Source organism: Pseudosulfitobacter pseudonitzschiae (genome assembly GCF_002222635.1).
Taxonomy (GTDB): domain Bacteria; phylum Pseudomonadota; class Alphaproteobacteria; order Rhodobacterales; family Rhodobacteraceae; genus Pseudosulfitobacter; species Pseudosulfitobacter pseudonitzschiae_A.
This window is the reverse complement of the sequence record NZ_CP022415.1, coordinates 1,369,062-1,395,283: the sequence shown is the minus strand read 5'-3', so window position 1 is coordinate 1,395,283 and position 26,222 is coordinate 1,369,062. Positions and strand designations below refer to the sequence as shown.

Annotated in this window: 25 protein-coding genes; 21 read left to right on the top strand and 4 right to left on the bottom strand. The window is 58.8% G+C overall.

Annotated features, from left to right (window positions below):
* Nucleotides 1-179 precede the first annotated feature (179 nt).
* The 3 genes from SULPSESMR1_RS06715 to denD are packed head-to-tail and all read left to right on the top strand — an operon-like array spanning nt 180 to nt 3,148.
* A complete protein-coding gene (locus SULPSESMR1_RS06715; protein WP_089420126.1) occupies nt 180-776 on the top strand; it encodes a LysE family translocator in 597 nt (198 codons plus the stop codon).
* Nucleotides 773-2,158, top strand: coding sequence for an FAD-binding oxidoreductase (locus tag SULPSESMR1_RS06710; RefSeq protein ID WP_089420125.1), 1,386 nt, complete (start codon nt 773-775; stop codon nt 2,156-2,158). Before SULPSESMR1_RS06715 ends, SULPSESMR1_RS06710 begins: the two co-directional genes overlap by 4 nt.
* A 24-nt stretch (nt 2,159-2,182) precedes the next feature.
* On the top strand, nt 2,183-3,148 hold the full coding sequence (gene denD, locus SULPSESMR1_RS06705; RefSeq protein ID WP_089420124.1) for a D-erythronate dehydrogenase: 966 nt from the start codon (nt 2,183-2,185) through the stop codon (nt 3,146-3,148).
* A 754-nt stretch (nt 3,149-3,902) separates the two neighbouring features.
* Here denD and SULPSESMR1_RS06700 read toward each other — a convergent pair.
* Entirely contained in the window at nt 3,903-5,192 is a 1,290-nt protein-coding gene (locus SULPSESMR1_RS06700; RefSeq protein ID WP_089420123.1) for an ArgE/DapE family deacylase, read from the bottom strand.
* A 175-nt stretch (nt 5,193-5,367) separates the two neighbouring features.
* Nucleotides 5,368-5,712, bottom strand: coding sequence for a hypothetical protein (locus tag SULPSESMR1_RS25810; protein ID WP_349813526.1), 345 nt, complete (start codon nt 5,710-5,712; stop codon nt 5,368-5,370).
* 338 nt (nt 5,713-6,050) lie between these two features.
* On the opposite strand from SULPSESMR1_RS25810, the gene SULPSESMR1_RS06690 reads away from it, so the two are divergent.
* The 7 genes from SULPSESMR1_RS06690 (at nt 6,051) to SULPSESMR1_RS06660 (ending at nt 12,812) form a co-directional block, all read left to right on the top strand.
* On the top strand, nt 6,051-6,260 hold the full coding sequence (locus tag SULPSESMR1_RS06690) for a hypothetical protein (protein WP_089420121.1): 210 nt from the start codon (nt 6,051-6,053) through the stop codon (nt 6,258-6,260).
* A 142-nt stretch (nt 6,261-6,402) separates the two neighbouring features.
* Complete coding sequence (locus tag SULPSESMR1_RS06685; RefSeq protein ID WP_089420120.1) at nt 6,403-7,302, top strand: LysR family transcriptional regulator; 900 nt, start codon at nt 6,403-6,405, stop codon at nt 7,300-7,302.
* Between the two features lie 135 nt (nt 7,303-7,437).
* Nucleotides 7,438-8,598, top strand: coding sequence for an ABC transporter substrate-binding protein (locus SULPSESMR1_RS06680; RefSeq protein ID WP_089420119.1), 1,161 nt, complete (start codon nt 7,438-7,440; stop codon nt 8,596-8,598).
* 56 nt (nt 8,599-8,654) lie between these two features.
* On the top strand, nt 8,655-9,638 hold the full coding sequence (locus SULPSESMR1_RS06675; protein ID WP_089420118.1) for an ABC transporter ATP-binding protein: 984 nt from the start codon (nt 8,655-8,657) through the stop codon (nt 9,636-9,638).
* Nucleotides 9,635-10,573 carry an ABC transporter permease gene (locus tag SULPSESMR1_RS06670; protein ID WP_089420117.1) on the top strand — a complete coding sequence of 313 codons (939 nt, stop codon included), beginning with the start codon at nt 9,635-9,637 and terminating at the stop codon, nt 10,571-10,573. The genes SULPSESMR1_RS06675 and SULPSESMR1_RS06670 overlap by 4 nt, the downstream gene beginning before the upstream one ends.
* Nucleotides 10,563-11,369 (top strand): ABC transporter permease, encoded by an 807-nt coding sequence (locus SULPSESMR1_RS06665; RefSeq protein ID WP_089420116.1) that lies wholly within the window; start codon nt 10,563-10,565, stop codon nt 11,367-11,369. Before SULPSESMR1_RS06670 ends, SULPSESMR1_RS06665 begins: the two co-directional genes overlap by 11 nt.
* 18 nt (nt 11,370-11,387) lie before the next feature.
* On the top strand, nt 11,388-12,812 hold the full coding sequence (locus tag SULPSESMR1_RS06660; RefSeq protein WP_089420115.1) for a gamma-aminobutyraldehyde dehydrogenase: 1,425 nt from the start codon (nt 11,388-11,390) through the stop codon (nt 12,810-12,812).
* 538 nt (nt 12,813-13,350) lie between these two features.
* Here SULPSESMR1_RS06660 and hemN read toward each other — a convergent pair.
* Nucleotides 13,351-14,658, bottom strand: coding sequence for an oxygen-independent coproporphyrinogen III oxidase (hemN, locus tag SULPSESMR1_RS06655; protein WP_345889495.1), 1,308 nt, complete (start codon nt 14,656-14,658; stop codon nt 13,351-13,353).
* 100 nt (nt 14,659-14,758) lie between these two features.
* Between hemN and fnrL the strand changes: the two genes are divergently transcribed.
* From fnrL to ccoS, 10 genes are all read left to right on the top strand, one after another.
* On the top strand, nt 14,759-15,493 hold the full coding sequence (fnrL, locus tag SULPSESMR1_RS06650) for a transcriptional regulator FnrL (protein WP_089420113.1): 735 nt from the start codon (nt 14,759-14,761) through the stop codon (nt 15,491-15,493).
* 86 nt (nt 15,494-15,579) lie between these two features.
* A complete protein-coding gene (locus SULPSESMR1_RS06645; protein WP_089420112.1) occupies nt 15,580-15,987 on the top strand; it encodes a universal stress protein in 408 nt (135 codons plus the stop codon).
* Between the two features lie 125 nt (nt 15,988-16,112).
* A complete protein-coding gene (gene ccoN, locus SULPSESMR1_RS06640; RefSeq protein ID WP_089420111.1) occupies nt 16,113-17,708 on the top strand; it encodes a cytochrome-c oxidase, cbb3-type subunit I in 1,596 nt (531 codons plus the stop codon).
* A gap of 13 nt (nt 17,709-17,721) precedes the next feature.
* A complete protein-coding gene (ccoO, locus tag SULPSESMR1_RS06635) occupies nt 17,722-18,546 on the top strand; it encodes a cytochrome-c oxidase, cbb3-type subunit II (RefSeq protein ID WP_198362861.1) in 825 nt (274 codons plus the stop codon).
* A 9-nt stretch (nt 18,547-18,555) separates the two neighbouring features.
* Nucleotides 18,556-18,759, top strand: a complete 204-nt coding sequence (locus SULPSESMR1_RS06630; protein ID WP_089420109.1) for a cbb3-type cytochrome c oxidase subunit 3 — start codon at nt 18,556-18,558, stop codon at nt 18,757-18,759.
* Nucleotides 18,752-19,615 (top strand): cytochrome-c oxidase, cbb3-type subunit III, encoded by an 864-nt coding sequence (gene ccoP, locus SULPSESMR1_RS06625; RefSeq protein ID WP_089420108.1) that lies wholly within the window; start codon nt 18,752-18,754, stop codon nt 19,613-19,615. Before SULPSESMR1_RS06630 ends, ccoP begins: the two co-directional genes overlap by 8 nt.
* Nucleotides 19,616-19,757: 142 nt before the next feature.
* On the top strand, nt 19,758-21,311 hold the full coding sequence (gene ccoG / locus SULPSESMR1_RS06620; protein WP_089420107.1) for a cytochrome c oxidase accessory protein CcoG: 1,554 nt from the start codon (nt 19,758-19,760) through the stop codon (nt 21,309-21,311).
* Entirely contained in the window at nt 21,308-21,763 is a 456-nt protein-coding gene (locus SULPSESMR1_RS06615) for a FixH family protein (RefSeq protein ID WP_089420106.1), read from the top strand. The genes ccoG and SULPSESMR1_RS06615 overlap by 4 nt, the downstream gene beginning before the upstream one ends.
* Nucleotides 21,760-23,913: a heavy metal translocating P-type ATPase gene (locus SULPSESMR1_RS06610; RefSeq protein ID WP_089420105.1), complete on the top strand. Its 2,154-nt coding sequence runs from the start codon at nt 21,760-21,762 to the stop codon at nt 23,911-23,913. Before SULPSESMR1_RS06615 ends, SULPSESMR1_RS06610 begins: the two co-directional genes overlap by 4 nt.
* Entirely contained in the window at nt 23,910-24,071 is a 162-nt protein-coding gene (gene ccoS, locus SULPSESMR1_RS06605) for a cbb3-type cytochrome oxidase assembly protein CcoS (RefSeq protein WP_089420104.1), read from the top strand. Before SULPSESMR1_RS06610 ends, ccoS begins: the two co-directional genes overlap by 4 nt.
* 82 nt (nt 24,072-24,153) lie before the next feature.
* On the opposite strand, the gene SULPSESMR1_RS06600 is transcribed toward ccoS, so the two are convergent.
* Nucleotides 24,154-25,089 (bottom strand): aminotransferase class IV, encoded by a 936-nt coding sequence (locus SULPSESMR1_RS06600; protein WP_089420103.1) that lies wholly within the window; start codon nt 25,087-25,089, stop codon nt 24,154-24,156.
* 84 nt (nt 25,090-25,173) lie between these two features.
* Here SULPSESMR1_RS06600 and SULPSESMR1_RS06595 point away from each other — a divergent pair, with 84 nt between their 5' ends.
* Nucleotides 25,174-26,127, top strand: a complete 954-nt coding sequence (locus SULPSESMR1_RS06595) for an aldose epimerase family protein (protein ID WP_157728978.1) — start codon at nt 25,174-25,176, stop codon at nt 26,125-26,127.
* Nucleotides 26,128-26,222: the final 95 nt, after the last annotated feature.

The window sequence follows — 26,222 nt, the reverse complement described above, 5'->3', positions numbered from 1 at the left end:
TTGACACCCCGCCGGAATCCGCATTTGATGAAATGGTATACCATTCCTGTCCGGTTACAAGAACCCACCGAAAGGCCCGCCATGCCCCAACCCATCTTTGCACAGGCCGCCCGTGATCTGCGGCTGGCCGGAACGCACGCCAAACGGTTGGCGGTGTACGTGCATCCGGTGGCTGACGCATGATCGTCTTTGCACTGGCCGTGTTCTTTTTGCTGATCACCCCCGGCCCCGGTGTGCTGTCCACCGCAGGCATCGGTGCGGGCCACGGCTTTCGCGCGGGGCTCCGCTATCTTTCGGGTCTGTTCATCGGCACCAACATCGTGGCCTTCGGCGTGATCTCGGGGCTGGCGGCGGTGATTTTGGCCGTGCCTGTGGTCCGCTGGGTGCTGATGGGCGCGTCGATCCTGTATCTGCTGTATCTGGCCGCCCGCATCGCCTTTGCGGGCAGCAAGGTCGCCTTTATCGCCGCCGCCACCGCACCGGGCATCGGCGCGGGTATCCTGTTGCAGGCGATCAACCCCAAGGCCTATGCCGTGAACACCACGCTTTTCGCGGGCTTCCCCTATGCGCCCGACAGCCTGCTGTTTGAAACACTGACCAAACTGCTGATCGTCAATGCATTCTGGATACCGATCCATCTGGGATGGCTCTGGGCAGGGGCCAGCCTGCACCGTTTGAACCTGTCCGACACCGCCCAACGTCGCATCAACTATGCGATGGCGGCTGCCATGCTGGGTGTTGTTGCCCTTGCCCTGTTTGCCGGAGAATCCCGATGACCGAAACCCTGACCGCCCCTGCCCTAGCTGCCCTAAGCGCGCTGCTGGGTGACCGTCTGGTCACCTCTCAAGCCGACCGCACCCAGCATGGCCGGAACGAAACCTACTATCCCGACGCGCCCCCCGATGCGGTGGCCTATCCCGAAACCACCGAAGATGTGGCGCAGATCATCCGCATCTGCGCCCAGCATGATTGCCCCGTGGTGGCCGTCGGTGCCGCCACCTCGCTCGAAGGACAGCACCTGCCGGTCCACGGCGGCATCAGCCTTGATATGAACCGGATGAACCGCGTGCTTGACCTGCGCCCCCAAGACCTGAACGTGACCGTCCAGCCGGGCCTGACCCGCATGGGCCTGAACGCGCATCTGCGCGACACCGGCCTGTTTTTTCCCATCGACCCCGGCGCAGATGCGTCGCTGGGCGGCATGACCGCCACCCGCGCCAGCGGCACCACCGCCGTGCGCTATGGTACCATGCGCGACAACGTGCTGGCGCTTGAGGCGGTGATGGCCGATGGTACGATCATCCGCACCGGCACGCAGGCGCGCAAATCCTCGACGGGCTATGACCTGACGCACCTTCTGGTTGGCTCTGAAGGCACGCTGGGCATCATCACCGAATTGACCCTGCGCCTGCACGGCCTGCCCGAAAGCACGCTGGCCGCGATCTGCCGCTTTGACAGTGTGGCCGATGCGGTCAACTGCGTGATCCTGACGATCCAGTCGGGCCTGCCGATGGCGCGGATCGAACTGTTGGACCATATGATGGTGCGCGGTTTCAACCAATATGCCGCCGCAGGCCTACCCGAAAAACCGCACCTGTTTCTGGAATTCCACGGCACCGCCGCAGGCACCGCCGAACAGGCCCAAGGCTTTCGCGACATCGCTGATGAATTCGGCGCTCAGGGCTGGCAACAAGCGACCAGCACCGAAGAACGCACAGCCCTCTGGGCGATGCGTCACAAGGCGCATTACGCCTCGGCGGCATTGGGCAAGGGCAAACACATCTGGCCCACGGACGTCTGCGTGCCGATCTCGCAACTGGCCGAGGCTGTGGTACAGGCGCAGAACGATGCGGTCGCCCTTGGCTTAACCAGCACCATCGTCGGCCATGTCGGCGACGGAAATTTCCACGCGGGCATCAGCGTTGATCCTGACGACGCGGACGAAATGGCGCGCGCGGAAAAATTTACCCGCGCGCTGGCCGAAACCGCCCTGCGACTGGGTGGCACCGTCAGCGGCGAACATGGCGTGGGGCTGGGCAAACAGAAATACATGGCCGCCGAACACGGGCCCGCGCTGGACTGGATGCGCCGGATCAAGATGGCCTTTGACCCCAAGAACATACTGAATCCCGGCAAAATGCTGCCGCAGGACCACTGAGACGAACAGAAAAGAGGCAGAGAGATGAACATTCTTATCATAGGCGGCGGCGGTGTCGTGGGCCAGAAACTGGCGGCACAACTGGCCGCCAAAGGCAGCCTGCGCGGCGCGCCGATCAGCCGCATGGTGCTGGCCGATGTGGTCGACCCGGCCCCCGTCAACGCACCCTTCACAGTGCAAACCACCCGCTGCGACATCGCGGATGCGGCATCGGTGGCGCAGGTCGTGACCAAAGACACCGACGTGATCTATCTGCTGGCGGCCATCGTATCGGCCCACGCCGAAGAGGACTTTGACGCGGGGATGCAGATCAACCTGTTCGGCACCTACAACGTGCTGGAACGCTGCCGCAGCTTGGGCACCAAGCCGGTCGTGGTCTTCACCTCTTCCATCGCGGTCTACGGAGGCGAGGCGCAGAACCCGCTGGGCGATCACACCTATCCCAATCCGCAAACCTCCTACGGCGGACAAAAGGCCATCGGGGAAATCCTGATAAACGACTACTCCCGCAAAGGCTTTGTTGACGGACGCGCCTTCCGTCTGCCGACCATCTCGGTGCGTCCGGGCAAACCGAACCGCGCCGCGTCGTCGTTCATGTCGTCGATCCTGCGTGAACCCCTGAACGGCCAAGAGGCCGTGTGCCCCGTCGACGGTGATTTCCTGCACTACTACCTCAGCCCGCGCAAATGCGCCGAAAATCTGGTAAAGGGCGCAGAACTGGACGCCATCGCCATCGGTGAAAACCGCGCGATGCAAATGCCGGGCAAGGTCTGGTCGATAGATCAGGTGATCGCGGCCATGACCGCCGTCGTCGGCCCCGAACCCGCCAAACTGATCCGCTGGGAGGCGCAACCCGAAGTGCAGGCTATCGTGTCAGGCTGGCGCTGGGACATTCACGCGGACAAGGCCGAAGCCTTGGGGCTGGAGGCCGATGCGTCCTTCGAGGACAACATCCGCTATTATCTGGAAGACGATAAGCCAGCCGCGTAGCCGCAGACAAACCCGCCGCCCGATGGTGACAAACCCCGTCCGGCCTGAAAGGTCGGGCGGGACAAAGCCGGCCTGCCCAGTGCACATCGGGCCGGAAACGGACTTTTGGTGCGATCTATACCAAAATCCGGTTGGCGGGTATGTTTTCAACGGGTCGCTGCAACACTTTAGTCTTTTTGGAAAGATGGAGTGTTAGGCATGAAGTATCGTCAGCGGACATTTTATACGGCTCAACAGAAGTCAGAGGATTCAGTAGCCAAGGGAGCGGCCCCCTTGTCGGCACTTTGACAACGCGTCTCACTCGTACTGCCCGCCATGTTGAGGCAACGCCAAAAAGGAAAAATAGATAGTTCACAAAGACGGCTACAACCAAAGTAGCCATGATAACGAATCCCAAGGATGATACGAGCCTGAGTCCGTCCTCCATGGGCACTTTTTCGTAGAACGGAGGAAAGCTATAACTGACTTGTGGTACTAGTGTAAAATAGACAAAACCACCTTCACCGATCAAGGCAGACACTCCGAGAATGATTGTGGCTACATCGTTCAATTTGGCATTTCAATTTACTGCGAACAGAACCTAGCTGACGTCGGAGCAACGGCCAACATTGGCTCGAACCGGACCGTTGCCGCACCCGCGCCATTCTGGACCGCTTGCTGAACGGCCCTCCAGAGCTTTGTGCAGGTGGTGAAACCAGGTTCTTACCACAACTCAAAATGTTGAAACCTGATTGCTTGGAGCAACGGGGGCAGTCTAACGCCCGATCGCCTCCACTCCACACCATTCGGCAATGAAGAGCGCCATCGCAATTGTCGTGCGCCGTATGGATTCCACACTCACTCTTTCATCGACGCCGTGAATGTTTTCAGAGACCGGTCCATAACAGAGCGACGGTATCTGATTGTAGAGCTGGTAGACCCTGCAATCGAGATACCCCGGTGTCACGAAGCTTTGCAGGTTCTCACCCGTTGCGGCGCGGTGGGCGCGGCCCAAAATCGTCTCGGCATCAGAACCGGGTTCAAGAATGTAGCCTTCGGAGAAGAACCCGTTGAAAGTAACAATTGGCGAGGATTCCGACAGATACGCGTCCTTTGCGGCAAAGGCGCTGATCGTGTCTTTGATCTGGCGCGCGGCATCCACGGCCTTCATGCCCGGATAGATGGCGACACGGCAATCGACACGGCACCATGACGGCACCGAAGACGCCCAGTCCCCGCCTTCGATCTTGCCGATATTGAGGTTGATCGGGTGCTCAACATCCTCGAAAAACCGGTGATCCGCCTTTTCCGCATTCCAGGCGTCTTCAAGGCCCCGCAAGGCGCCAATCACTCGGTAGGCGGCATCAATTGCATTGGCTCCGCTGCCCATCTCACGTACATGGACCGGCATTCCCCGCACCTCGACCTGGAACCAGAGCGTGCCCACATTGGCGCGCACCAACATTTCTTCCTCAGGCTCGGGGATTAGTACCGCATCGGCATCATACCCCCTCAGATAAGTCATAAGCGCGCCATTGCCGGTCGATTCCTCTTCAACGACGGTTTGCAGATGCACCCGGGCAGCGGGGACAAACCCCGCCCGCGAAAGAGCGTCCATCGCGAAGAAAATCTGGGCTTGTCCCGCTTTCATGTCCGCACCGCCACGCCCATAGAGCCAGCCGTCCTTCACATGCGGTTCGAAGGGCGGATGGCTCCACATATCTTCCGGTCCGGAAGGTACCACGTCCACGTGGGATTGCAGGATCAGAGTGCGCCCCACCTCGTGCCGAGGTTGGTGCGTGCCCACCACGATCGGTGCGGTTGAATGTTCAGAGCTGAATTTGCCGCCGCCCTCATGTCCTTCGATCGCTGTACGATCAATGTCGAACTGATCTATTTCATAGCCGCGCTGCACGAGCTCTTCGGTAATGAATTTAACGATCTCGTGCTCGTTCCCGCGGGTCGACGGAAAGCGCACCAGCGTCTTGGTAAATTCAATTTGGTCCGCAAATCCCTTTTCAACTGCATCAATGATGGCATTCTTTACGTTCTCAGAAATGGGCATTTAGGGTTCCTCAACTTGGCTGCGCGACATCGGGTTTTTGAGTGTTCTTGAACAATGTCACGTCTTCAGTGAACCCGGAAGCCGCCATTTGCCGGTTCATCGTACGCGGCTTGGGCCAGCAGAAATCGCAAAATCGGCGCTACGCTGCGGCAAGTCGGTTTCGAGACCGATCCGGTCATTGCCACCTATTTCTCGGGCTCTTCCCTGCTCTGATCGCGGCGGTCATCTGGACGTTCCTGCCGGTTCCACGGGCGCGTTGGCCGCGTGTCGGACTGGCGGCCCTTGTCGCAGCGAGTGCGGGGATCGCCGGTAGTGCGCTGGCAATCGCAGTTCTCGATCTGCAGGTGCCGTCCCTTGACGTTTTCGCACTTCTGGGTGCCAGCGGTACAGTGGCAATGCTCGCTACAGCTATTCCCGGTAACGAAAGAAACTCGCAACCAAGATCCCGCCAATCATCATAATCCTGCGGGGCACCACAAATATTGAGCATCAAGTTCATCGACGAAGACCCGCCCAACATCTTGCCGTGATTAACTGGAATGCACCGGCCGTTCATCTCCGGTTGGAGCGCGCCAACATAACCGTAATCAAAGCGCGGTCGACCATACATTGCCAGAATACCGGCAGGAATCTTGACGCGACGGCCACTTTGCCCGCCATCTGCCTCAACAACGAATACGCGGTTCTCGGGCCTGGCTTGCAGAGTCCGGCAATTCTTCGAGGTCGCCATCGATCAATACAAAGCCCGCCACCAATCGGGCATTGTTGCCGTCGGGGGGGCGGTCACATCATCAACGCCGATCAAATGTATAAAATACACGGCGGGCAACCAGCCCGCCGGATCAAAGGAGATGTGTCATGATCTATGGTTTTATCGAGATCGGCTGCCCAATGCTTTTGCGAGTTTGCCAGAATGATCCACAGTCCGTCATCAAAGACGATAGACAGCATCAGGCGAAAGACCCGGTCGAAGAAGGCAAATCTAACTTCCCGAACTCTTCGGCCAAGGCATTAAGTGCGCAACGAAGGGTGAAGCTGCAGGCTCCCGCATTTTCATGCCCTGCATAAACCTCCTGTTATAAACAACAGGCAACGGTATCAGACCAAGACCCAAGACAGTGACGCTAAAATCTGGTTGCTCTTGAGCAAGTTGAGTTGCTCGAGTTTGCTCGATAGGCTGCAAGTCAACACCTAACAATGGGCTGCTCCCGTGTCCTTCACCATCCGTCAATTGAACTACTTTGTTGCTGTGGCTGAATACGGATCCGTCAGCGCGGCTGCGCATTCGCTCAATATCTCTCAAAGTGCTGTAACCGAGGCGATCAAGTTTCTTGAAGCTGACTTGGGTGTCGCGCTGTTCGACCGCCATTCGCGCGGACTTCGCATTACCCACAGGGGGCATCAGTTCTTGCGGCACGCGACGACGATCCTCGCAGAGGTTTCGGGCGCGCGGCGCGCGTTTGAGGACGAAGGGCAGACTGCAAAAGGCCAGTTGCATCTGGGGCTGACCTCGCTTGTTGCCGGCTATGTCATTTCTGATCTTCTGGCAAAGTACCGGCGGGCCAATCCAAAGGTGGAAATCAGCGCGATCGAGGAATCCAGCGAATATCTTGAACATTTGTTGATTGGCGGTGAGATGGATGTCGCGGTCATGATGACCACGCGGGTGACCGACCGCCATGCATTGCACGCCGAGACACTGGACGTCTCGCCCTACCGGCTTTGGATGCCGATGGGGCATCCGTTGTCCAATCAAGACAGTATCAGGCTGTCCGATTTAAAGGACGAGCCGCTAATTATCCTCAATATCGACGAGATGGAGCAGGAAACCGTCAGCCTGCTGTCGGTTCTTGGAACCCAACCGAAGGTGGCATTCAGAACCCGTTCGGTCGAAGCCGTGCGCTCTTTGGTGGCGACCGGTGCGGGCGTTGCCTTGTTGCCCGATCTTGTTTACCGGCCTTGGTCGCTGGAAGGCGACCGGATCGAGGCGCGTGATGTTTCAGGCTCTTTGCCCGTTGTGCAAGTGGGTCTTGTCTGGCGTAAAGGTTCAAAGTTATCCGCTGCAGCGCGAGAGTTTGTGGCGGTCGCCCAAGCCTATAAACTTGATTAGGGGCCACCCGCGCCCGTTATCGGAAAATCCGATAGGGGATTTCTAAATTTAGAATTTGTGATGGGCGCGGGCCTGCCGCACTCTTTGTGAAAGTTAGGCAAAAAATGCCGGATACGTTCATAGGGGAGATCATCAATGAAAACGGTCTTAAATTCAGGCACAGCAATGGTGCTGGCTCTGACGCTCGCGGGTCAAGCGTCGGCGCAGACAATGTTAACGGAACTGGGCGAAGCCGAAGGTCAGGTCAATATCGTGGCGTGGCCCGGCTATCTTGAGCGCGGCGAAACCAACCCGTCATTTGACTGGATCACCGGTTTTGAAGAAAAGACCGGCTGCAAGGTCAACATCAAGAACGCCAATACCAGCGATGAAATGGTCGCGCTGATGAATGAAGGTGGTTTTGATCTTGTCACCGCCTCGGGTGACGCATCGCTTCGTATGGTGGCGGGCAAACGGGTTCAGCCGATCAATATTGACCTGATCCCAAGCTGGTCCACCGTAGACGACCGCCTGAAAGAAGCGCCATGGCACTTCGTGGACGGCACCCATTACGGCGTGCCCTATATGTGGGGGCCGAACGTACTGATGTATTCGACCGAGGTTTTTGACGAAGCGCCAACCAGTTGGGATGTGGTGTTCAAGCCGATGGACCTGCCGGACGGCAAGCCGAATGAGGGCCGCGTGCAGGCCTATGACGGCCCGATCCATATCGCCGATGCAGCGAACTATCTGATGCACAACCAGCCGGAACTTGGCATTACCTCACCTTACGAGTTGAACGAGGACCAATATGCCGCTGCACTTGATCTGTTGCGCGTGCAGCGCAAGCTGGTGGGCCGTTATTGGCATGACGCCTTTATCCAGATTGACGACTTCAAGAATGAAGGTATGGCGGCGTCGGGCACATGGCCGTTTCAGGTCAATCTGCTGAAGGGCGATAACGCACCGGTGGCATCGACAATCCCTCAGGAAGGCGCGACCGGCTGGGCCGATTCCACGATGATGCACGCAGATGCTGAAAACCCGAACTGCAGCTATATGTGGATGGAGCATTCGCTGGCGTCTAATTTGCAGTCCGACCTTTCCGTCTGGTTCGGGGCAAACCCCGCTGTGCCGACGGCCTGCACTGACGGGCGGGGCATGCAAACTGCCGAGGGTTGCACAATCAACGGCATGGATGATTTCGAACGGATCAAGTTCTGGACCACTCCGGTGTCTTCCTGCGAAAGCCAGGACACTTGTGTGCCCTACTATCGCTGGGTCTCGGATTATATCGGCGTCATCGGCGGCCGTTGAACCCTATACTTATACATCCCGCCACCACTGGTGGCGGGACAGGAACTGGTAATTTCATGACATCTGCAATCGGTTTTTCCGGCGTGTCGCGTCACTATGGTGACGTGAAGGCTGTTGATAATCTCAATCTTGATATCGCCGAAGGCGAATTCTTCGCCATGCTTGGGCCGTCCGGATCTGGCAAGACCACCAGCCTGCGGCTTATCGCAGGATTCGAGCGGCCGACGGCGGGTGAAATACGGATTTTCGGACAGGTCGCGCAGGGCATTCCGCCCTACAAGCGTGCCGTCAACACGGTATTTCAGGACTATGCGTTGTTTCCGCATCTCAACGTGCGCGACAATGTCGCCTATGGCTTGATGATTGCGGGCACGCCGAAACGGCAGCGCCAGAAATCCGCCGATGCGGCCTTGGAAATGGTGGCTCTGGATGGCTACGGTGATCGCAAGCCGTCAGAGCTTTCGGGCGGACAGAGGCAACGTGTGGCCCTTGCCCGCGCACTGGTGAACAAACCAAAGGCGCTTTTGCTGGATGAGCCATTGGGCGCGCTGGACCTGAAGCTGCGCGAACAGATGCAAGAAGAGTTGAAGACGCTCCAGCGCAACCTCGGGATCACCTTCATCTTCGTGACCCACGATCAGGGCGAGGCCCTTTCAATGGCCGATCGGGTGGCAGTTTTCAATGAGGGACAGGTCGTGCAGATTGGCGCGCCGGAGGAGATTTATTACCGGCCCCAGACCCCATTTGTGGCCGACTTTGTAGGCTCCTCCAATGTGTTACCCCCTGAGTTTGTCAACCAACTCGTCGGAAAAAATGCCTATGGCGCTGTCCGGCCAGAGGCGGTGCGGCTGGCCAAGCAAGGACAGAGTGCATTGGTGCGCAGCGCCAGCTTTCTTGGTGCCGCTACCCGCGTGAACATGGATATCGGCACTGTCCCGATGACGATGTTGCTGCCCAAAGGAGCGGCAGTGCCAAAGGCGGGTGAAACGGTGACGGTCGATTGGTCGGCCGACGATCTGCATGTGATGGGACCGGCATGAGCGACACTGTTGACACACGCACCGGCGGGTTTCTGACCGGTTTGTCCGATACGCTTTGGCGCAGGCCAAAATTGCTGGTGTTCCTGCTGATCCTGCCGCCTGCGCTCTGGCTGGGGATTATCTATCTGGGATCCCTTTTTGCGCTGCTTGCGCAGAGCTTTTTCTCGATTGACGAGTTTACGGGCATTATTCAGTACGAATTTACGCTTAAAACCTATGGCGAACTGCTCCGACCCTCCAACTTCGACATCATCATCCGCACGGTGGTGATGTCCGCTGCAGTCACTGTCGGCGCGGCGGTTATCGGCTTTCCAGTCGCTTACTATGCGGCGCGTTATGCGCGGGGCAAATGGAAGGCGATTTTCTATCTGGGGGTGATGATGCCGCTTTGGTCCAGCTATCTGGTCAAGGTTTACTCGTGGAAATTGATCCTTGCCAAAGAAGGTATCCTGAACTGGCTGTTCGAGACATTGCATCTGGGCTGGTTGCTGAATGCCTACCTTTCGATTCCGGTGATCGGGGGCAATTCCCTGTCTGTCAGCACCACCGGAACATTCCTTGTCTTTCTTTATGTATGGCTGCCCTTCATGATTTTGCCCATTCAGGCATCCCTTGAACGGGTGCCGCATTCGATGCTCGAAGCCTCCGGCGATCTTGGCGCACATCCCGCGCAAACCTTTCGCCATGTGCTTTTCCCGCTGGCGCTGCCCGGAGTGATTGCGGGTTCGATCTTTACCTTTTCGCTGACCTTGGGCGACTACATCATTCCCCAGATTGTCGGGACATCACGCCGGTTCATCGGGCAGGCTGTTTATGCCTATCAGGGCACTGCGGGAAACATACCGCTGGCCGCGGCCTTTGCCGTGGTGCCCATCCTGCTCATGGCCGTCTATCTGTGGATGGCAAAGCGTCAGGGGGCCTTTGATGCACTCTGACCGCGCACCTCTCGGGCTCAAGATCGCAGCGGCCTTCGGCTTGGCGTTCATGCATCTGCCGATCTTGCTGATCTTCGTCTATGCCTTCACGACCGAGGACAAATCGTACCAGTGGCCACCCCCCGGCTTTACGCTGAAGTGGTTTGCAGTCACCTGGGAACGGACCGACGTATGGGAAGCGATGCAACTGTCGCTAAAGGTTGCATCGATCTCGACGATCATCGCTTTGGTGCTGGGCACGCTTTGTGCGGCGGCGGTCAGCCGGACCCGTTTCTTCGGGCGCGAGGTGATCTCGCTGCTTGTGATCCTGCCGATTGCCCTTCCGGGTATCATCACCGGTATCTCGCTGCGCTCGGCGTTCAATCTGGCGGATATACCGTTCAGTTTCTGGACCATCGTTCTGGGCCACGCGACCTTTTGTGTTGTTGTTGTCTATAACAACGCGGTGGCGCGGTTCCGGCGGGTGTCCGGCAGCCTTGTCGAGGCTTCGATGGATCTTGGGGCCAACAGTTTCCAGACCTTCAGATATGTCATCCTGCCGAATATCTCGACAGCGTTGCTGGCGGGCGGAATGCTGGCGTTCGCTCTGTCCTTTGACGAGGTGATTGTGACGACATTCACGGCCGGGCAACAGCAGACCCTGCCAATCTGGATGCTTGAGGAACTGGTGCGCCCGCGCGAACGGCCGGTCACGAACGTCGTGGCTATGGTGGTCGTGCTGGTGACATTCCTGCCGATCCTCGGCGCGTATTACCTGACACGCGGCACCGACACGGTTGCCGGTCAGGGCAAGTGAACAAATGGGAGAGAATTGATGGAAACCAACATGTTGATAGGTGGTGCGTTTGAAGCAGGCACCGAAGCCGAAGAAAAAGTTCTGAACCCGCGCACCGGAGAGCTTATTCTTAACCTGCCCGAGGCGAACGCGCGTCAGATCGACCGCGCAGTCGCTGCTGCGCGATCGGCCTTTGGCACATGGTCTCGCACGACACCTTCAGAGCGGTCGGCCAAATTGCTTGCGATTGCAGACGCGATTGACGCGAACCTTGAAGAGCTTGCGCAACTCGAAGCTTTGAATTGCGGCAAGCCGATCAACGAAGTGCGCAACGAGGAAGTTCCGGCAGTTGCAGACTGTTTCCGCTACTTTGCCGGTGCCGTACGCAACATGCACACCTCGGCTGCCGGCGAATACATGGCGGGTCACACCTCAATGGTGCGCCGCGATCCGATCGGGGTCGTGGCATCTATTGCGCCATGGAACTATCCGATGATGATGATGGCATGGAAACTCGCCCCTGCCTTGGCCGGTGGCAACACGGTCGTGCTCAAGCCTTCTGAACAGACGCCGCTGACAGCGATGAAACTTGCCAAGCTGATGGCGGACATTCTGCCCGAGGGGGTCGTGAACGTGGTGGTGGGCCAAGGAGCCAGCGTTGGCAACGCGCTTATCAGTCATCCGGATGTTGATATGGTGTCGATCACAGGCGACGTGGCCACCGGCAAAAAAGTCCTGCAAGCCGCGTCAAAGACTGTCAAGCGCACGCATCTCGAACTTGGTGGCAAGGCCCCGGTCATCGTCTTTGACGACGCTGATCTGGAGCGGGTTGTCGATGGTCTGAAGGCATTCGGGTATTACAATGCCGGACAGGACTGCACCGCCGCCTGCCGTATTTATGCAGGCCCCAAGATTTACGAAAAGCTGGTTGCCGAATTGTCTTCAGCCGTGTCCAGCATCGTTTATGACAACGCCGACGACACGCTGAACGAAATCCCGCCATTGATATCCGTGCGCCAGCGCGACCGCGTCGCGAGCTTTGTCGAGCGCACCCGCGAGCACAAGCACATGGAAGTAACCACAGGCGGCAAGCTTCACGAGGGAAGCGGTTTTTACTATCAACCAACCGTTGTTGCGGGTGCGTTGCAGACCGACGAAATCGTACAACGTGAAGTTTTCGGCCCCGTTGTCTCGGTGACGCGATTTTCCAACGCCGAAGAAGCGATCACATGGGCGAATGACAGCGACTACGGACTGGCATCCTCGATCTGGACGCAGGATGTGGGCCGCGCGATGGAGGTATCAAGCCGCATGCGGTATGGCTGCACATGGGTGAACACGCATTTCATGCTGGTCAACGAAATGCCTCATGGCGGGCTAAAACAGTCCGGCTATGGCAAGGACATGTCGATGTATGCGCTGGAAGACTACACGGCCGTACGGCATGTCATGATTGCTCACTAGGTAGTGACCCCGACGCAATTCATTTGAGCAGGCCCTCGGTCCATCGTTACACTGGCCTCCGGCGCAAGTCGGAGGTCCAAAACAGTTCTGCAGTTAGGATTGTCCTGCCCCCATGGACGGAGGCCCTACCAGATCTCTTAGCTGCGACACCCAAGCCAAACTGCTCTGGATCGCTCAGTGTGTGTCGATAGCTGATTATCAAAGATAATCTTTCACCTCGACCTATTCGGAAATCATCCTTTTGGTGGTCGATGGAACAGTACCGAAACAGTATCACCTCCGTGTCACAAATCGCCAAGATCGCCATCTCCAATTCGTAAAAATAATGTGGAATTAATTACTTACATGGAGCATCTAAAGCTAGCTCCGGCCCCTGCCGCCGGAGCCACAATAAGCTCTGTAAGGTTAGCATTTTAGAGGGCTTTTAGTTTCCGAGCCTGAACATGGTCCGTTTTGGGTCAGACGTTTCACATCTACTAATATCAAACCCCGATGACTTGCGCAGGTGTCGATGGCACTGCGCTGCCCTGCACCCCCGTCAGATAGCAGAACTGTGCGCCATCTGCCCTGCGCGGTAGCGATCGAGGTGACCGGCAATGACCCGAACAAGCGGGGCGAACGCACGTAAGATTTGCATGTTGGTGCCATCGGTACGGCAGGCGGCGGGATAGGCTGCGACCAACTCGGCTACCGCTTGCAAAATGATTGTGCGCTGCTGTGGGAATTCTGCGTCCAATGCGTCGACATCAATGCCAAAACGGCACATTAAATGCTCGATCATCCGTGCTGTCAGACGGTCTTCTGCGCTCAGAACGTGTCCGCGTGCGCCTGCCAGACACCCCTGACCGATTGCTGATGTATAGGCGGCCGTCGCGGACCGGTTTTGCACGTAACCTTGCGGAAACTGCGAAATCGCCGACGCGCCCAGCCCGATCAGAACCGCAGCACGGTCATCGGTGTAGCCCTGAAAGTTACGCCGCAAGCCGCCGCTGTGGCTGGCCAGCGCCAGATTGTCACCGGGGCGTGCAAAGTGGTCGATGCCGATGGGCCTGAACCCGTCCATCACCAACATCCGCTGTGCGGTCTCTGTCAGCGCATATCGTGCCTCGGCCGAGGGCAGCGCCTCGCTGTCGATCATCACCTGACGCTTCGACATCCACGGCACATGGGCATATCCGTAAAGCGCCAGCCGGTCCGGTTGCAACGCCAGAACCTGTTCGAGCGTCGAGACCAAAGTGGTCTGCGTCTGATGCGGCAGACCATACAGCAGGTCCATGTTCAGACTGTGAACCTTGGCACCGCGCAGGATTTCAATGCAGTCGTGGGTCTGTTCATAGGTTTGCACCCGCCCGATTGCTTCCTGTACCTTGGGGTTAAAATCCTGTACCCCGATACTGGCTCGGTTCATGCCATGCGCGGCAAGGGTTTCCAGCAGTTCGGTGGCGGCTTCGGTCGGGTCGATCTCGACCGAAAATTCGAATCCTTCGGCCTTTTGGAACGTATCGAACACCCGCGACAACAGTCGCGTCATGGTTTGCGGTGACAAAATAGTCGGCGTGCCACCACCCAGATGCAAGCGCGCCATGCGCACATCGTCCGGCAGACGCTGGGCCACCAGCGCAATTTCTTGCAGCAGCACGTTCACATAGACATCGACGGGCCACAGTGTCTTGGTGCCTTGTGTCCGGCAGGCGCAGAACCAGCACAGGCGTTTACAGAATGGAATATGAATATAAATCGAGACTTCGGCCCCATACGGCACCGCATGCAGCCATTCGCTTTGGTGTGATGCATCTGTCTCGGCCGCAAAATGGTTCGCAGGCGGATAGCTTGTATAGCGTGGCACCCTTGCGTCAAATAGACCGTAGGCGCGGAGTTGATCAATCTGTTCCATCGCGTTACGGTTACGAGCAAATGTCCTCCCTTTCTTTGATACAGATCAATCTATGAGCATCGTACTTTTAACGCGCGAGAAATGCAGCGAATGCCCGATCCGGCATCGTGCTGTCTGCTCGCGTTGTGACGATGAAGAAATGCAAGAACTTGAGGGGATCAAATCCTACAAGAGCTTTTCAGCAGGCGACCAGATTTTGTGGCGCGGCGACGATCTGACCTATGTGGCCTCGGTGGTCAAAGGGGTGGCGACGCTGAGCAAGACTATGGAGGACGGGCGCATCCAGATGGTGGGCCTGTTGTTGCCCTCCGATTTTATCGGGCGCCCCGACCGGCGCAGCATCGACTTTGACGTGGTGGCGACCAGCGATGTGACGCTGTGCTGTTTTCAGCGCAAACCGTTTGAACGACTGCTGTCCACGGTGCCGCATGTCTCCCAACGGTTGATGGAGATCGCGCTGGACGAACTGGACGCGGCGCGGGACTGGATGGTGCTGCTGGGTCGCAAGACCGCGCGTGAAAAAATAGCCACCTTTGTCGAAATGATGGTACGCCGCCAACATATCGCCGGTCTGGGACTGGATCAGGAACCTTTGATTCTGCCCCTGACCCGCGACGAAATTTCCAATTATCTTGGGCTGACGCTGGAAACGGTCAGCCGCCAGCTCAATGCGCTGAAAAAAGAAGGCGTGTTGCGATTCATCGACCGCCGCCGCTTTGAAGTTATTGATGTAGAAGCGCTTCATACCGCCTCGGGCGACGATTCCGATGGCGGCGTACTTTCTTAACTTCTGACACTAAAACGTGATCTGGATCAAAGCGCGGCACCTGAGGGTGCTGTTTACTTCTTGTCACTCACAAGGAGCTTTGAGCCATGTACAAAAATATTCTGATCCCCGTCGTGCTGGGCGACAGCCGCGACACCCAAGCCTCGTTCAAGGCCGCACAGGCGCTGGCAGACGCGGGCGCACAGATCACATTGTTGCACGTGATTGAAACCGTGCCAGTCTATGTCTCGGAATACTTCCCGCCCGATTTTATCACCACCGCCCGCGACACAGTGCAAACTGCACTGGACGAAATGGTAGCGTCCCTGCCCGGCGCCCGCGCCGCGATCACCGAAGGCAAGGCAGGTCCGCGTATTTGCCGTTGGGCTGATGAAAACGGTTGCGATTGCATCATCGTGGCCTCGCATAAACCCGCGATGTCGGATTTTTTCCTTGGTTCAGTGGCACATCATGTCGTGGGCCATGCTGCGTGTGCGATCCATGTGGTGCGCTAAGCGCGCAAATTTTCAAGAAAAGTTGACTCAGATCAAGGTTCGCCCGTGCGGCTCCGACTACTGAGACTCTGCGAACAGAATCGCGCGCCCGCATTTGCGGGCCGATGCGTACAAGAAGGTGCCAAATGGAATATATCAAGTTGATCGCGCTGGGCCTGGTGGCCCTGATCGCCGCAATGGGTGCGAATTTCGCTCATGACATTGCATATCAGGTGCATGCCGCCCTGATCATGGTTATCGCAGCCGGCATGTTTGTCTGGGTTCTGCGTAGCATCGACGAGCCGCCTGTGGTGCACGACACCACGGGCTATTCGGACGGAGTGATACGCGCGGGCGTGATCGCAACCGCTTTCTGGGGGCTGACCGGGTTTCTGGTGGGCACCTTCATTGCCTTCCAGCTTGCCTTTCCGGTGCTGAACTTTGAGTGGGCACAACCATTTGGCAACTTTGGTCGCTTGCGTCCGCTGCACACCTCGGCGGTTATTTTTGCGTTCGGGGGCAACGCCCTGATCTGCACATCGTTCTATGTGGTGCAACGCACCAGCGCGGCGCGCCTGTTCGGCGGCAATCTGGCATGGTTCGTGTTCTGGGGCTATCAGCTGTTCATCGTGCTGGCCGCCACCGGCTATTTGCTGGGCGCAACACAGTCCAAAGAATACGCCGAGCCCGAATGGTATGTCGACATCTGGCTGACAATCGTCTGGCTGGCCTATCTGGCGGTCTTCCTTGGCACTATCTTCAAGCGCCGCGAAAAGCATATCTACGTGGCCAACTGGTTTTACCTCAGCTTCATCATCACTGTTGCGATGTTGCATGTGGTCAACAACCTGTCGATCCCGGTCAGCTTCTGGGGCAGCAAATCCGTGCAGGTCTTTGCAGGCGTGCAGGATGCGATGACCCAGTGGTGGTACGGCCACAACGCCGTGGGCTTTTTCCTGACCGCGGGTTTTCTGGGCATGATGTACTACTTTGTGCCCAAGCAGGCCGGACGTCCGATCTACAGCTATAAACTGTCGATCATCCACTTCTGGGCGCTGATCTTCCTTTATATCTGGGCGGGTCCGCACCACCTGCATTACACCGCCCTGCCCGACTGGGCTTCGACCCTCGGGATGGTGTTTTCGATTGTGCTGTGGATGCCCAGCTGGGGTGGTATGATCAACGGTCTGATGACGTTGCAAGGTGCTTGGGACAAGCTGCGAACCGATCCGATCATGCGGATGTTCGTGCTCAGCCTTGGTTTCTATGGCATGTCCACCTTCGAGGGACCGATGATGTCGATCCGCGCGGTGAACTCGCTGTCGCACTACACGGACTGGACCATCGGTCACGTTCATTCTGGCGCGCTTGGCTGGAACGGTATGATCACCTTCGCTGCACTTTATTTCCTGACACCACGTCTCTGGGGCCGCGAAAAGATGCACTCGATGGCGGCAATCAACTGGCACTTCTGGTTGGCCACAATCGGCATCGTTTTGTACGCATCCTCGATGTGGGTGACCGGCATCATGGAAGGCCTGATGTGGCGCGAAGTCGATGATCAAGGCTTCCTCGTCAACACCTTCGCCGACACCGTGGCGGCCAAGCTTCCGATGTACGTGGTGCGTGGATTGGGCGGCGTTCTGTACCTGCTGGGCGGAATCCTGATGTGCTGGAATATGTGGATGACCATCCGTAGCGGCGCCAAGAGCGTTGCTGCGGTTGGCGTCCCCGCAGAATAAGAAAGATACGTAGATGGCTGATAATGAAAAAGTAATGGACTCGGACAAAGACCCAAACGTCTCGACCCTGTCCGATCTGCCCGATGAAATTCCCAACGAGCTGCCGCACCAAACTGCCCTGATCAACCGCCACGCGATCCTCGAGAAAAGCCCGACGTTGTTGTTGATCTTTTCGTTGCTGGTCGTCTCCATCGGCGGGATCGTGGAAATCGCGCCGTTGTTCTGGCTGGAAAACACCATCGAGGAGGTCGAAGGTGTGCGCCCCTACTCGCCACTGGAACTGACCGGGCGTGACATTTATGTGCGCGAAGGGTGCTATCTGTGTCACAGCCAGATGATCCGCCCGATGCGCGACGAGGTGGAACGCTATGGCCACTATTCGCTGGCGGCGGAATCGATGTATGATCACCCATTCCAATGGGGGTCAAAACGCACCGGCCCCGATGTGGCGCGTGTGGGCGGGCGGTATTCCGACGCTTGGCACGTCGATCACCTGACCGACCCGCAATCGGTGGTGCCGGAATCGATCATGCCCAAGTACGCGTTCCTGTCGGATACCCCCATCGAGCCCACCCACATCGAAGCGCTGCTCAAGACGCACCGTTTCGTGGGCGTGCCCTATGACGACGATATGATCGCCGCTGCCGCATCGGATTTCCGCGTGCAAGCTGATCCCGACGCCGACTATGACGCTATGCTGGAACGCTATCCCGGCGCGGCTGTCTCGAACTTTGACGGCCAGCCCGAGCTGACCGAAATGGACGCGTTGATCGCCTATTTGCAGGTGCTTGGCACAATGGTCGACTTCTCGACCTTTACCCCCGCCGACAGCCGATAGGAGGCTTTGATGGACACCTATTCCTTCATGCGTGAACTTGCCGACAGTTGGGTGCTTTTGGCGATGTTCGTATTCTTTGTCGCGGTCATTCTGTGGGCCTTCCGGCCCGGCGGGTCCAAGACCTACGACGCAATTGCAAACATTCCGCTGCGCGACGACACGCCCCCGACTGCAAACCGCAGCACCACCAAGAAAGGACCGACCGATGTCTAAGCGCAAGACTGACAAGGTCACCGGCGTCGAAACCACCGGCCACAACTGGGACGGCATCGAAGAGCTGAACAACCCGTTGCCACGCTGGTGGCTGTGGACCCTGTACCTGACCATCATCTGGGCCATCGGCTATACCATCGCCTACCCTGCGTGGCCGATGATTTCCGGTGCCACTTCTGGGGTTATGGGCTGGTCGACCCGCGCCAATGTGGCCGCCGACATTGCTGCCCACGAAAACACAAACGCTGATCTGGTGGCGCAGCTTGTGGCCTCCGATATGCCTGCCCTGCCGGAAGATCCCGACCTGAACCGCTATGCCATCGCGCGCGGTGGCGCGGTGTTCCGCGCCAACTGTTCGCAATGCCACGGCTCGGGGGCGGCTGGTGCCAAAGGCTATCCCAACCTGCTGGACGACGACTGGCTGTGGGGCGGCGACGTGGAGCAGATCATGACAACTGTGCGCCACGGCATCCGCAACACCATCGACGACGACGCGCTTTATTCCGAAATGCCCGCCTTTGAGGATATTCTGGAGCCTGCGGAAATCGACGCGGTGGTCGAGCATGTGGTGTCGCTGTCCAGCACCGAGTTTGACGCGGCGCTGGCCGAACAAGGGGCCGTGGTCTATGCCGACAACTGTTCATCGTGTCACGGTGACGCAGGTCTGGGCATGCGCGACTTGGGTGCACCCAACCTTGCTGACGCCATCTGGCTCTATGGCGGGGACCGTGACACTTTGCGCATCACCGTCGAAAAAGCACGATTTGGTGTTATGCCCCCTTGGGGTCCACGCCTGAAAGAGGCCGATATTCGTGCCGTTTCCGCCTATGTTCACAGTCTTGGAGGAGGTGAATAAGGCGGAAAAGACGCCCTTCGGGGCAGTCGCCCCCGAAGCGGACCTGTTCGCACTTGTACCGCTTCGGGGAAGTTATTGATGCAGATCAAGGCTGATGGGTGCGCCATGCCCTAAACAGGCGATGCGAACAGGATCAGGTGATATGACTTCCCAAACAAACCAACCGCTTTATGCCGCGCGCACGCCGATTTTTCCGCGTCGCGTCAATGGCTTTTTCCGCCGTTTCAAATGGTGGATCATGGCCGTCACCCTTGGCATCTACTATCTCACACCCTGGCTGCGCTGGGACCGTGGCGTCAGCCTGCCCGACCAAGCGGTGCTGATTGATCTGGCCAACCGCCGCTTTTACTTTCTGTGGATCGAGATCTGGCCGCACGAGTTTTATTTTGTCGCAGGCCTGTTGATCATGGCAGGGCTGGGATTGTTCCTGTTCACATCGGCGCTGGGTCGGGTCTGGTGCGGGTACACTTGCCCCCAGACCGTCTGGACCGATCTGTTCTTGCTGGTCGAACGCTGGATCGAGGGTGATCGCAACGCCCGTCTGCGCCTGCACAAGGCCACGTGGGACGTGCGCAAATGGCGGCTGCGGCTGACCAAATGGGCAGTCTGGCTGATGATTGCCGTGGCCACCGGTGGCGCTTGGGTGTTCTATTTCACCGACGCGCCCACTCTGCTGCGCGATCTACTGTCCTTTGACTCGCATCCTGCCGCCTACATTACCATCGCCATCCTAACCGCGACGACCTTTATCTTTGGCGGATTCCTGCGCGAACAGGTGTGCATCTACATGTGTCCTTGGCCGCGTATTCAGGCGGCAATGATGGACCCCGACACCATCACCGTCGCTTACCGCGACTGGCGCGGCGAGCCGCGCGGCAAAGGCAATGTCAAGAACCGCAAAGCCGCCGAGGCGCAAAAGGCCGTGGCCGAGGCACAGGCCGCGGGTGCAGGCGTGGCGCGCTATGCAGGCACGCCCTATCCCGGCAAGGAAGCGCAACCCGCAACACCACCCAAATTGGACATCGCGAACGAGCACGGCGATTGCATCGACTGCATGGCCTGCGTCAATGTCTGCCCGATGGGCATCGATATCCGCAACGGCCAGCAGATGGAGTGCATCACCTGCGCGCTGTGCATTGACGCCTGCGACGACGTGATGGCACGCATTGGTAAACCGCGCGGCCTGATCGACTATCTGGCGCTGTCGGATGAACCGGCCGAACGCGCCGGTGCCGCACCCAAACCGCTGTGGCGGCACATATTACGCCCCCGCACCATCCTGTATACCGTGATGTGGCTGCTGGTGGGTGTCGGCCTGCTTTATGCGCTGTTCATCCGCTCGGACATCGAACTGACCGTCAGCCCCGTGCGCAACCCGACCTTTGTGGTGCTGTCCGACGGCGATGTGCGCAACATTTATGACGTACGTCTGCGCAACAAAGCGGGCGAAGAGCGGGTCTTCCGCCTGAGCCTGAGCAGCGACGCATTGATGCGTATCGCGCTTGAGGGGAGCGACAACCTGAATGTGGCAGTGCCCGCCGACACCACTGTGCTACAACGGGTCTATGTGACCGCACGGGCCGGTGATCCGGCAGCATCGGCCGACTCCACCGCCTTGCGGCTGTGGGTCGAGGATGTGACAGCGCAAATTCGCGCCTCGAAGGCCACAACATTCAACGGAAGGGGCGCCCAATGACACGCGAAATCAAAGGATGGCATGTTTTTACAGGCTTTGTTGCCGCCTTTGGCGTCATCATCGCGGTGAACCTGACGCTGGCCTATCAGGCTGTGGCGACCTTTCCGGGACTTGAGGTGAAAAATTCCTATGTCGCTTCGCAGTCCTTCGATGCGGACCGCGCAGCCCAAGAGGCGCTGGCGTGGACCGTCAACGCCGAAGTCACCGACGACACCCTGCGCCTTTTCATCAGCCACGCGGGCCAGCCCATCGCGCCCGAACTGCAACAGGCCACTTTTGGCCGCGCCACCAGCGTGGCCGCCGACCAGACGCCCGAATTTGTCTTTGACGGCACCGCCTTTGTGGCGCCGGTTGTGGCAGGGCCGGGCAACTGGAACCTGCGGCTGAAGATGCGTGCGCCCGATGGCACCTTGTTCCAACAGCGCGTGATCGTCGCGCATGTGCCGTCATGACCACCCTGTCTGCCTGTCCTGCCTGTGTTGCCGCCCCGCTGGCCGGGCATATCGCGCAGCAAGAGATTGATGCACCGGATATCATCCTGTCTCTGCCCACGATCCACTGTGCCGCCTGTATCGGTTCGGTGGAACGCAGCCTGCGCAGCATGCCGGGGGTGTCGGCGGCTCGGGTGAACCTGTCGCTGAAACGGGTCAGCGTTCAGACCAAAACCCTGAGCGATGCCGCTTTGGTGGCTCGTCTGCGCGATGCGGGCTTTGAAGCGCATCCGATGGACAGCGCGGTTCTGGACAACGGCAAAGACCCCGAGGGGCAGCGTTTGCTGGTCAAACTGGCGGTGGCCGGTTTTGCGATGATGAACGTGATGCTGTTCTCTGTGGCGATCTGGTCGGGCGCTTCGGATTCTACCCGCGAACTGTTTCACATGATTTCAGCAGCCATTTCACTGCCTGCGGTGCTGTTCTGCGGCCAGCCGTTCTTTGCCAGCGCATGGAGCGCGCTGCGGGTACGGCGTCTGAACATGGATGTGCCGATTTCGCTGGCGATCCTGCTGGCGGCGGGGATGTCGTTTTACGAGGTGCTGAACCACGGCTTGCACGCCTATTTCGATGCCGCCCTGTCGCTGACGTTCTTCCTGCTGATTGGCCGCTATCTGGATCACCGCAGCCGCCGTTCCGCGCGTTCGGCGGCACGGGATCTGGCCGCATTGGAGGTACACAGCGCCCAAAAACTGACAGGCGACGGCGCGCGAACCGTGCCGGTCAGCGAACTGGCTGTGGGTGATGCTGTGTTGATCCCCACCGGCGTGCGGGTGCCCGTGGATGGTAGGTTGATCAGCCCTGAGGCCACCACCGACCGCGCCTTTCTGACCGGAGAGAGCGCGCCCGTGCGTTCGATCACCGGCAATACGGTGCAGGCCGGCGAGATCAATCTTGGCGCGCCGTTCAAGGTACAAGCCACCGCCGTGGGGGCCGACACCACCCTGCGCCGCGTCGCCGCGATGGTCGAAATGGCCGAGAACAGCCGCAACAGTTATACCGCACTTGCCGACCGCGCGGCGGCGATCTATGCGCCGGCAGTGCATTTGCTGGCGCTTTTTGCCTTTATCGGTTGGGCCGTCATCGGGGGAGATGTGCGTCAAGCGCTGAATGTGGCCGTTGCCGTGCTGATCATCACCTGCCCCTGTGCGCTGGGGCTTGCGGTGCCTGCTGTGTCCACAGCCGCCATCGCACAGCTTTACAGCAAAGGGTTTTTGGTCAAATCCGGTACTGCACTGGAACGACTGGCGGAAACCAACGTGGTGATGTTCGACAAAACCGGCACGCTGACCATTCCCGCGTCCAGAGCTGTGGTCGATCTGTTGAACCCTGCGCAACAGGCCGTCGCACGGGCCTTGGCCCAAAGCTCGACCCATCCGGTGTCGCGTGCGATTCTGGCCGCCCTGCCCGAAGGAGAGCCTGCCGTGCTGAGCGGCGTGGTCGAAGTGCCGGGCAAAGGTGTTCAGGGACTGAGCGTGGACGGGCTGGTGCAACTGGGCAGCGGCAGCTGGCTGGGTGCGGATTTTGACGGTCCGGGCCTGCGCATCGGCTCTGACCCTGCAATTGCCCTGCCCCTGACCGAGGTGCTGCGTTCGGGTGCGCAAACCGCCGTAGACGGGCTGCGCGCCTTGGGGTTACGTCCGGGTATCATCAGCGGCGATCGTCTATCTGCTGTGACGCCGCTGGCCGATACACTGCACATCGAGGACCGGCAGGCAGGCATCAGCGCCACCCACAAACACGACCAGCTTCAGGCGCTTGCCGATGGCGGTGATCGTGTGATGATGGTGGGCGACGGGTTGAATGATGCGGCGGCGCTGGCGGCGGCCCATGCCTCGGTCGCCCCCTCTTCGGCGCTGGATGCGGCGCGCAATGCTGCCGATATTGTGATCCTGAACGACAGCCTTGCCGATCTGCCGCTGTTGATCTCGGTGGCGAGGGCCGCTACGCATTTGTCGAAACAGAACTTTACCATCGCCGCGGTCTATAACTTCATCGCGGTGCCTGTGGCATTGGCGGGGATGGCGACACCGCTGTTGGCGGCAATCGCAATGTCGGTGTCGTCACTGACTGTTCTGGCAAACGCCATGCGCATCCGGAGGGTTAGATGAACATCCTGCTCATTCTGATACCGGTGTCGATCATCCTTGGTGCCTTGGGGCTGTGTGCCTTTCTGTGGACTGTGCGCAGCGGGCAGTACGACGACGAGGCGGGAACGTCAGCGCGCATATTGCTGGACGATGACGACAACAGCCCTGATCGCCGCTGACAGTCAGCCCAAAGAGCGAAACGAAAACTGCCCGACAGCGCCCGAGCACAATATGGGCGCTGTCATTGCATTTCCCGTTCCCTCAACCTTTGGCCAGCGCCACCTGCTCTGCAATCAGATCCTTGTAAAGCCCGCGAATGCGGTGGAACACTGGCCCCGCCTTGCCGCCACCGATCTCGCGCCCGTCGATCTCGAACACCGGCGTTTGCGCACCAAATGTGCCGGTCAGAAACGCCTCGTCCGCGCCATAGGTGTCCACCAGCGAGAAATTCCGTTCGTATACCGGAATCGCATTCTCGCGGCACAGGTCGATCACCTTCTGGCGGGTGATGCCGTTCATGCAATAATCGCCGGTCGATGTCCAAACCGCCCCCTTGCGCACGATGAAAAAGTTGCAGGCGTTGGTGGTGTTCACAAACCCGAACGGGTCCAGCATCAGCGCCTCGTCCGCGCCTGCACGGATCGCGTGGTTCAAGGCAATGATGCAGTTCAGTTTTGAATGTGAATTCAGCTTGGCGTCTTGCGTCAACGGCAACCCGCGGTGATGGGGCACAGTGTGCAGGCGGATACCGCGCTGCACCATCGTCTCGTCTGGTTTCGAATGTTCAGCAATGATCACGATGGTGCTGCCCCACATGCTTAGATGCGGATGCTGGAACGGTTTGCGCTTGCGCCCGCGCGTGACCATCACCCGCAGGTGTACGTCGGTGTGCATGTCGTTGGCCCGCAACGTGTCGTGAATCGCGGCAGTCAGCTGATCGCCGTCCATGCCGATATCAAGATCAAGATAAAGCGCCGCCTCGTACAGCCGGTCCAGATGCGCATCAAGAAAGCTCAGAACTCCGTCATAAAGCCGCAGCCCCTCCCAGATGCCGTCACCCAGCATGAACCCGCTGTCATAGACCGACACTTTGGCCTCGTCGCGGTGGACGATATTGCCGTCAACATAGATCTTGATGGTGTCATTGCGGACATCCGCAGCGGCGTCATGGGTTGATACGTGGTCAGCGTCGTTCATTCGGGGCATCCTTTATATCCAAGGCCACACAAAGCCATGCAAAGGGTGATGGTCAAGCGCTGATCGCTGCGGCAGAATATGTGCATGACAGCAGATTACCTCGAGATTTCAAACGGCACCTTGCGCGCGCGACTTTTGCCTCAGGGGGCTGCCTTGAACGCATTGTGGCACAGTGCCGTTCCCCGCAGCCTTGTGCTGGGCTGGGTGGATGGTGCGAAAGGCGGCTATATGGGGGCGCTGGTCGGGCCCGTGGCCAACCGGATTGGCGGGGCTGCGGTGACAATTGACGGCACCCGCTGGCAGATACAGCCGAACGAGGGCGTCAATTGCCTGCACAGTGGCGATCAGGGCATCCATACCCGCATCTGGAAGGTGACCGAACACAGCAAAGACAGCGTAACCTTTGCCCTGACCCTGTTGCATGGCGATTGCGGCCTGCCCGGACGGCGCGTGATTACCGCGCGCTATGCGCTGGAGCACGCTGCGCTGCGGCTGGACATTTGTGCCACCACCGACCGCACGACGCTGGTGAATATCGCGCACCACCCCTATTGGAACCTTGCAGGCCAAGGCGACGTGCGCGGCCATCATCTGCTGGTTCATGCCGACAGTTACCTGCCCGTCGGGCCCGACAAGTTGCCGACAGGTGCGCAGGCCAGTGTGGCAGACCTTGGCCTTGTGGCACGCACGTCCACACCCCTGATTGACGCCGCAGCGCTTGATCACAACCTGTGTCTGGCCCCTGCCCGCAGCGACGCCCTGCGCCCTGCCGCACGTTTGACCGGCCCGAATTCCATGCAGCTAAGCATTGCCACCACCGAACCGGGCTTGCAGGTCTATGATGGTGCGGGCCTGCGCGACACCCAGAACAGCGCCAACACGGGCGCGCGTACTGGCCCATACGCGGGAATCGCGCTTGAACCACAGGGCTGGCCCGACGCTCCGCACCACGACGGGTTTCCGTCAATTGCGTTGCGATCCGGTGACAATTACCGCCAGACCACGCTTTACACGCTGGAATTGCTGCAAATTCCTTGATTTCGCCATAATCCGACCTCTGAGGTATCCGTGCGGACGTGCACATTGGTCCGCATCGGTCTTATTGCCTGTCGCCCTTGTCAGGCCGGACACCC

What these genes read in the sequence shown, in the direction of transcription:
- SULPSESMR1_RS06715 (WP_089420126.1), top strand. Translation starts at nt 180, where the DNA reads ATGATCGTCTTTGCACTGGCCGTGTTCTTTTTGCTGATCACCCCCGGC.
- SULPSESMR1_RS06710 (WP_089420125.1), top strand. Translation starts at nt 773, where the DNA reads ATGACCGAAACCCTGACCGCCCCTGCCCTAGCTGCCCTAAGCGCGCTG.
- denD (WP_089420124.1), top strand. Translation starts at nt 2,183, where the DNA reads ATGAACATTCTTATCATAGGCGGCGGCGGTGTCGTGGGCCAGAAACTG.
- SULPSESMR1_RS06700 (WP_089420123.1), bottom strand. Translation starts at nt 5,192, where the DNA reads ATGCCCATTTCTGAGAACGTAAAGAATGCCATCATTGATGCAGTTGAA.
- SULPSESMR1_RS25810 (WP_349813526.1), bottom strand. Translation starts at nt 5,712, where the DNA reads ATGTTGGGCGGGTCTTCGTCGATGAACTTGATGCTCAATATTTGTGGT.
- SULPSESMR1_RS06690 (WP_089420121.1), top strand. Translation starts at nt 6,051, where the DNA reads ATGATCTATGGTTTTATCGAGATCGGCTGCCCAATGCTTTTGCGAGTT.
- SULPSESMR1_RS06680 (WP_089420119.1), top strand. Translation starts at nt 7,438, where the DNA reads ATGAAAACGGTCTTAAATTCAGGCACAGCAATGGTGCTGGCTCTGACG.
- SULPSESMR1_RS06675 (WP_089420118.1), top strand. Translation starts at nt 8,655, where the DNA reads ATGACATCTGCAATCGGTTTTTCCGGCGTGTCGCGTCACTATGGTGAC.
- SULPSESMR1_RS06670 (WP_089420117.1), top strand. Translation starts at nt 9,635, where the DNA reads ATGAGCGACACTGTTGACACACGCACCGGCGGGTTTCTGACCGGTTTG.
- SULPSESMR1_RS06665 (WP_089420116.1), top strand. Translation starts at nt 10,563, where the DNA reads ATGCACTCTGACCGCGCACCTCTCGGGCTCAAGATCGCAGCGGCCTTC.
- SULPSESMR1_RS06660 (WP_089420115.1), top strand. Translation starts at nt 11,388, where the DNA reads ATGGAAACCAACATGTTGATAGGTGGTGCGTTTGAAGCAGGCACCGAA.
- fnrL (WP_089420113.1), top strand. Translation starts at nt 14,759, where the DNA reads ATGAGCATCGTACTTTTAACGCGCGAGAAATGCAGCGAATGCCCGATC.
- SULPSESMR1_RS06645 (WP_089420112.1), top strand. Translation starts at nt 15,580, where the DNA reads ATGTACAAAAATATTCTGATCCCCGTCGTGCTGGGCGACAGCCGCGAC.
- ccoN (WP_089420111.1), top strand. Translation starts at nt 16,113, where the DNA reads ATGGAATATATCAAGTTGATCGCGCTGGGCCTGGTGGCCCTGATCGCC.
- ccoO (WP_198362861.1), top strand. Translation starts at nt 17,722, where the DNA reads ATGGCTGATAATGAAAAAGTAATGGACTCGGACAAAGACCCAAACGTC.
- SULPSESMR1_RS06630 (WP_089420109.1), top strand. Translation starts at nt 18,556, where the DNA reads ATGGACACCTATTCCTTCATGCGTGAACTTGCCGACAGTTGGGTGCTT.
- ccoP (WP_089420108.1), top strand. Translation starts at nt 18,752, where the DNA reads ATGTCTAAGCGCAAGACTGACAAGGTCACCGGCGTCGAAACCACCGGC.
- ccoG (WP_089420107.1), top strand. Translation starts at nt 19,758, where the DNA reads ATGACTTCCCAAACAAACCAACCGCTTTATGCCGCGCGCACGCCGATT.
- SULPSESMR1_RS06615 (WP_089420106.1), top strand. Translation starts at nt 21,308, where the DNA reads ATGACACGCGAAATCAAAGGATGGCATGTTTTTACAGGCTTTGTTGCC.
- SULPSESMR1_RS06610 (WP_089420105.1), top strand. Translation starts at nt 21,760, where the DNA reads ATGACCACCCTGTCTGCCTGTCCTGCCTGTGTTGCCGCCCCGCTGGCC.
- ccoS (WP_089420104.1), top strand. Translation starts at nt 23,910, where the DNA reads ATGAACATCCTGCTCATTCTGATACCGGTGTCGATCATCCTTGGTGCC.
- SULPSESMR1_RS06600 (WP_089420103.1), bottom strand. Translation starts at nt 25,089, where the DNA reads ATGAACGACGCTGACCACGTATCAACCCATGACGCCGCTGCGGATGTC.
- SULPSESMR1_RS06595 (WP_157728978.1), top strand. Translation starts at nt 25,174, where the DNA reads ATGACAGCAGATTACCTCGAGATTTCAAACGGCACCTTGCGCGCGCGA.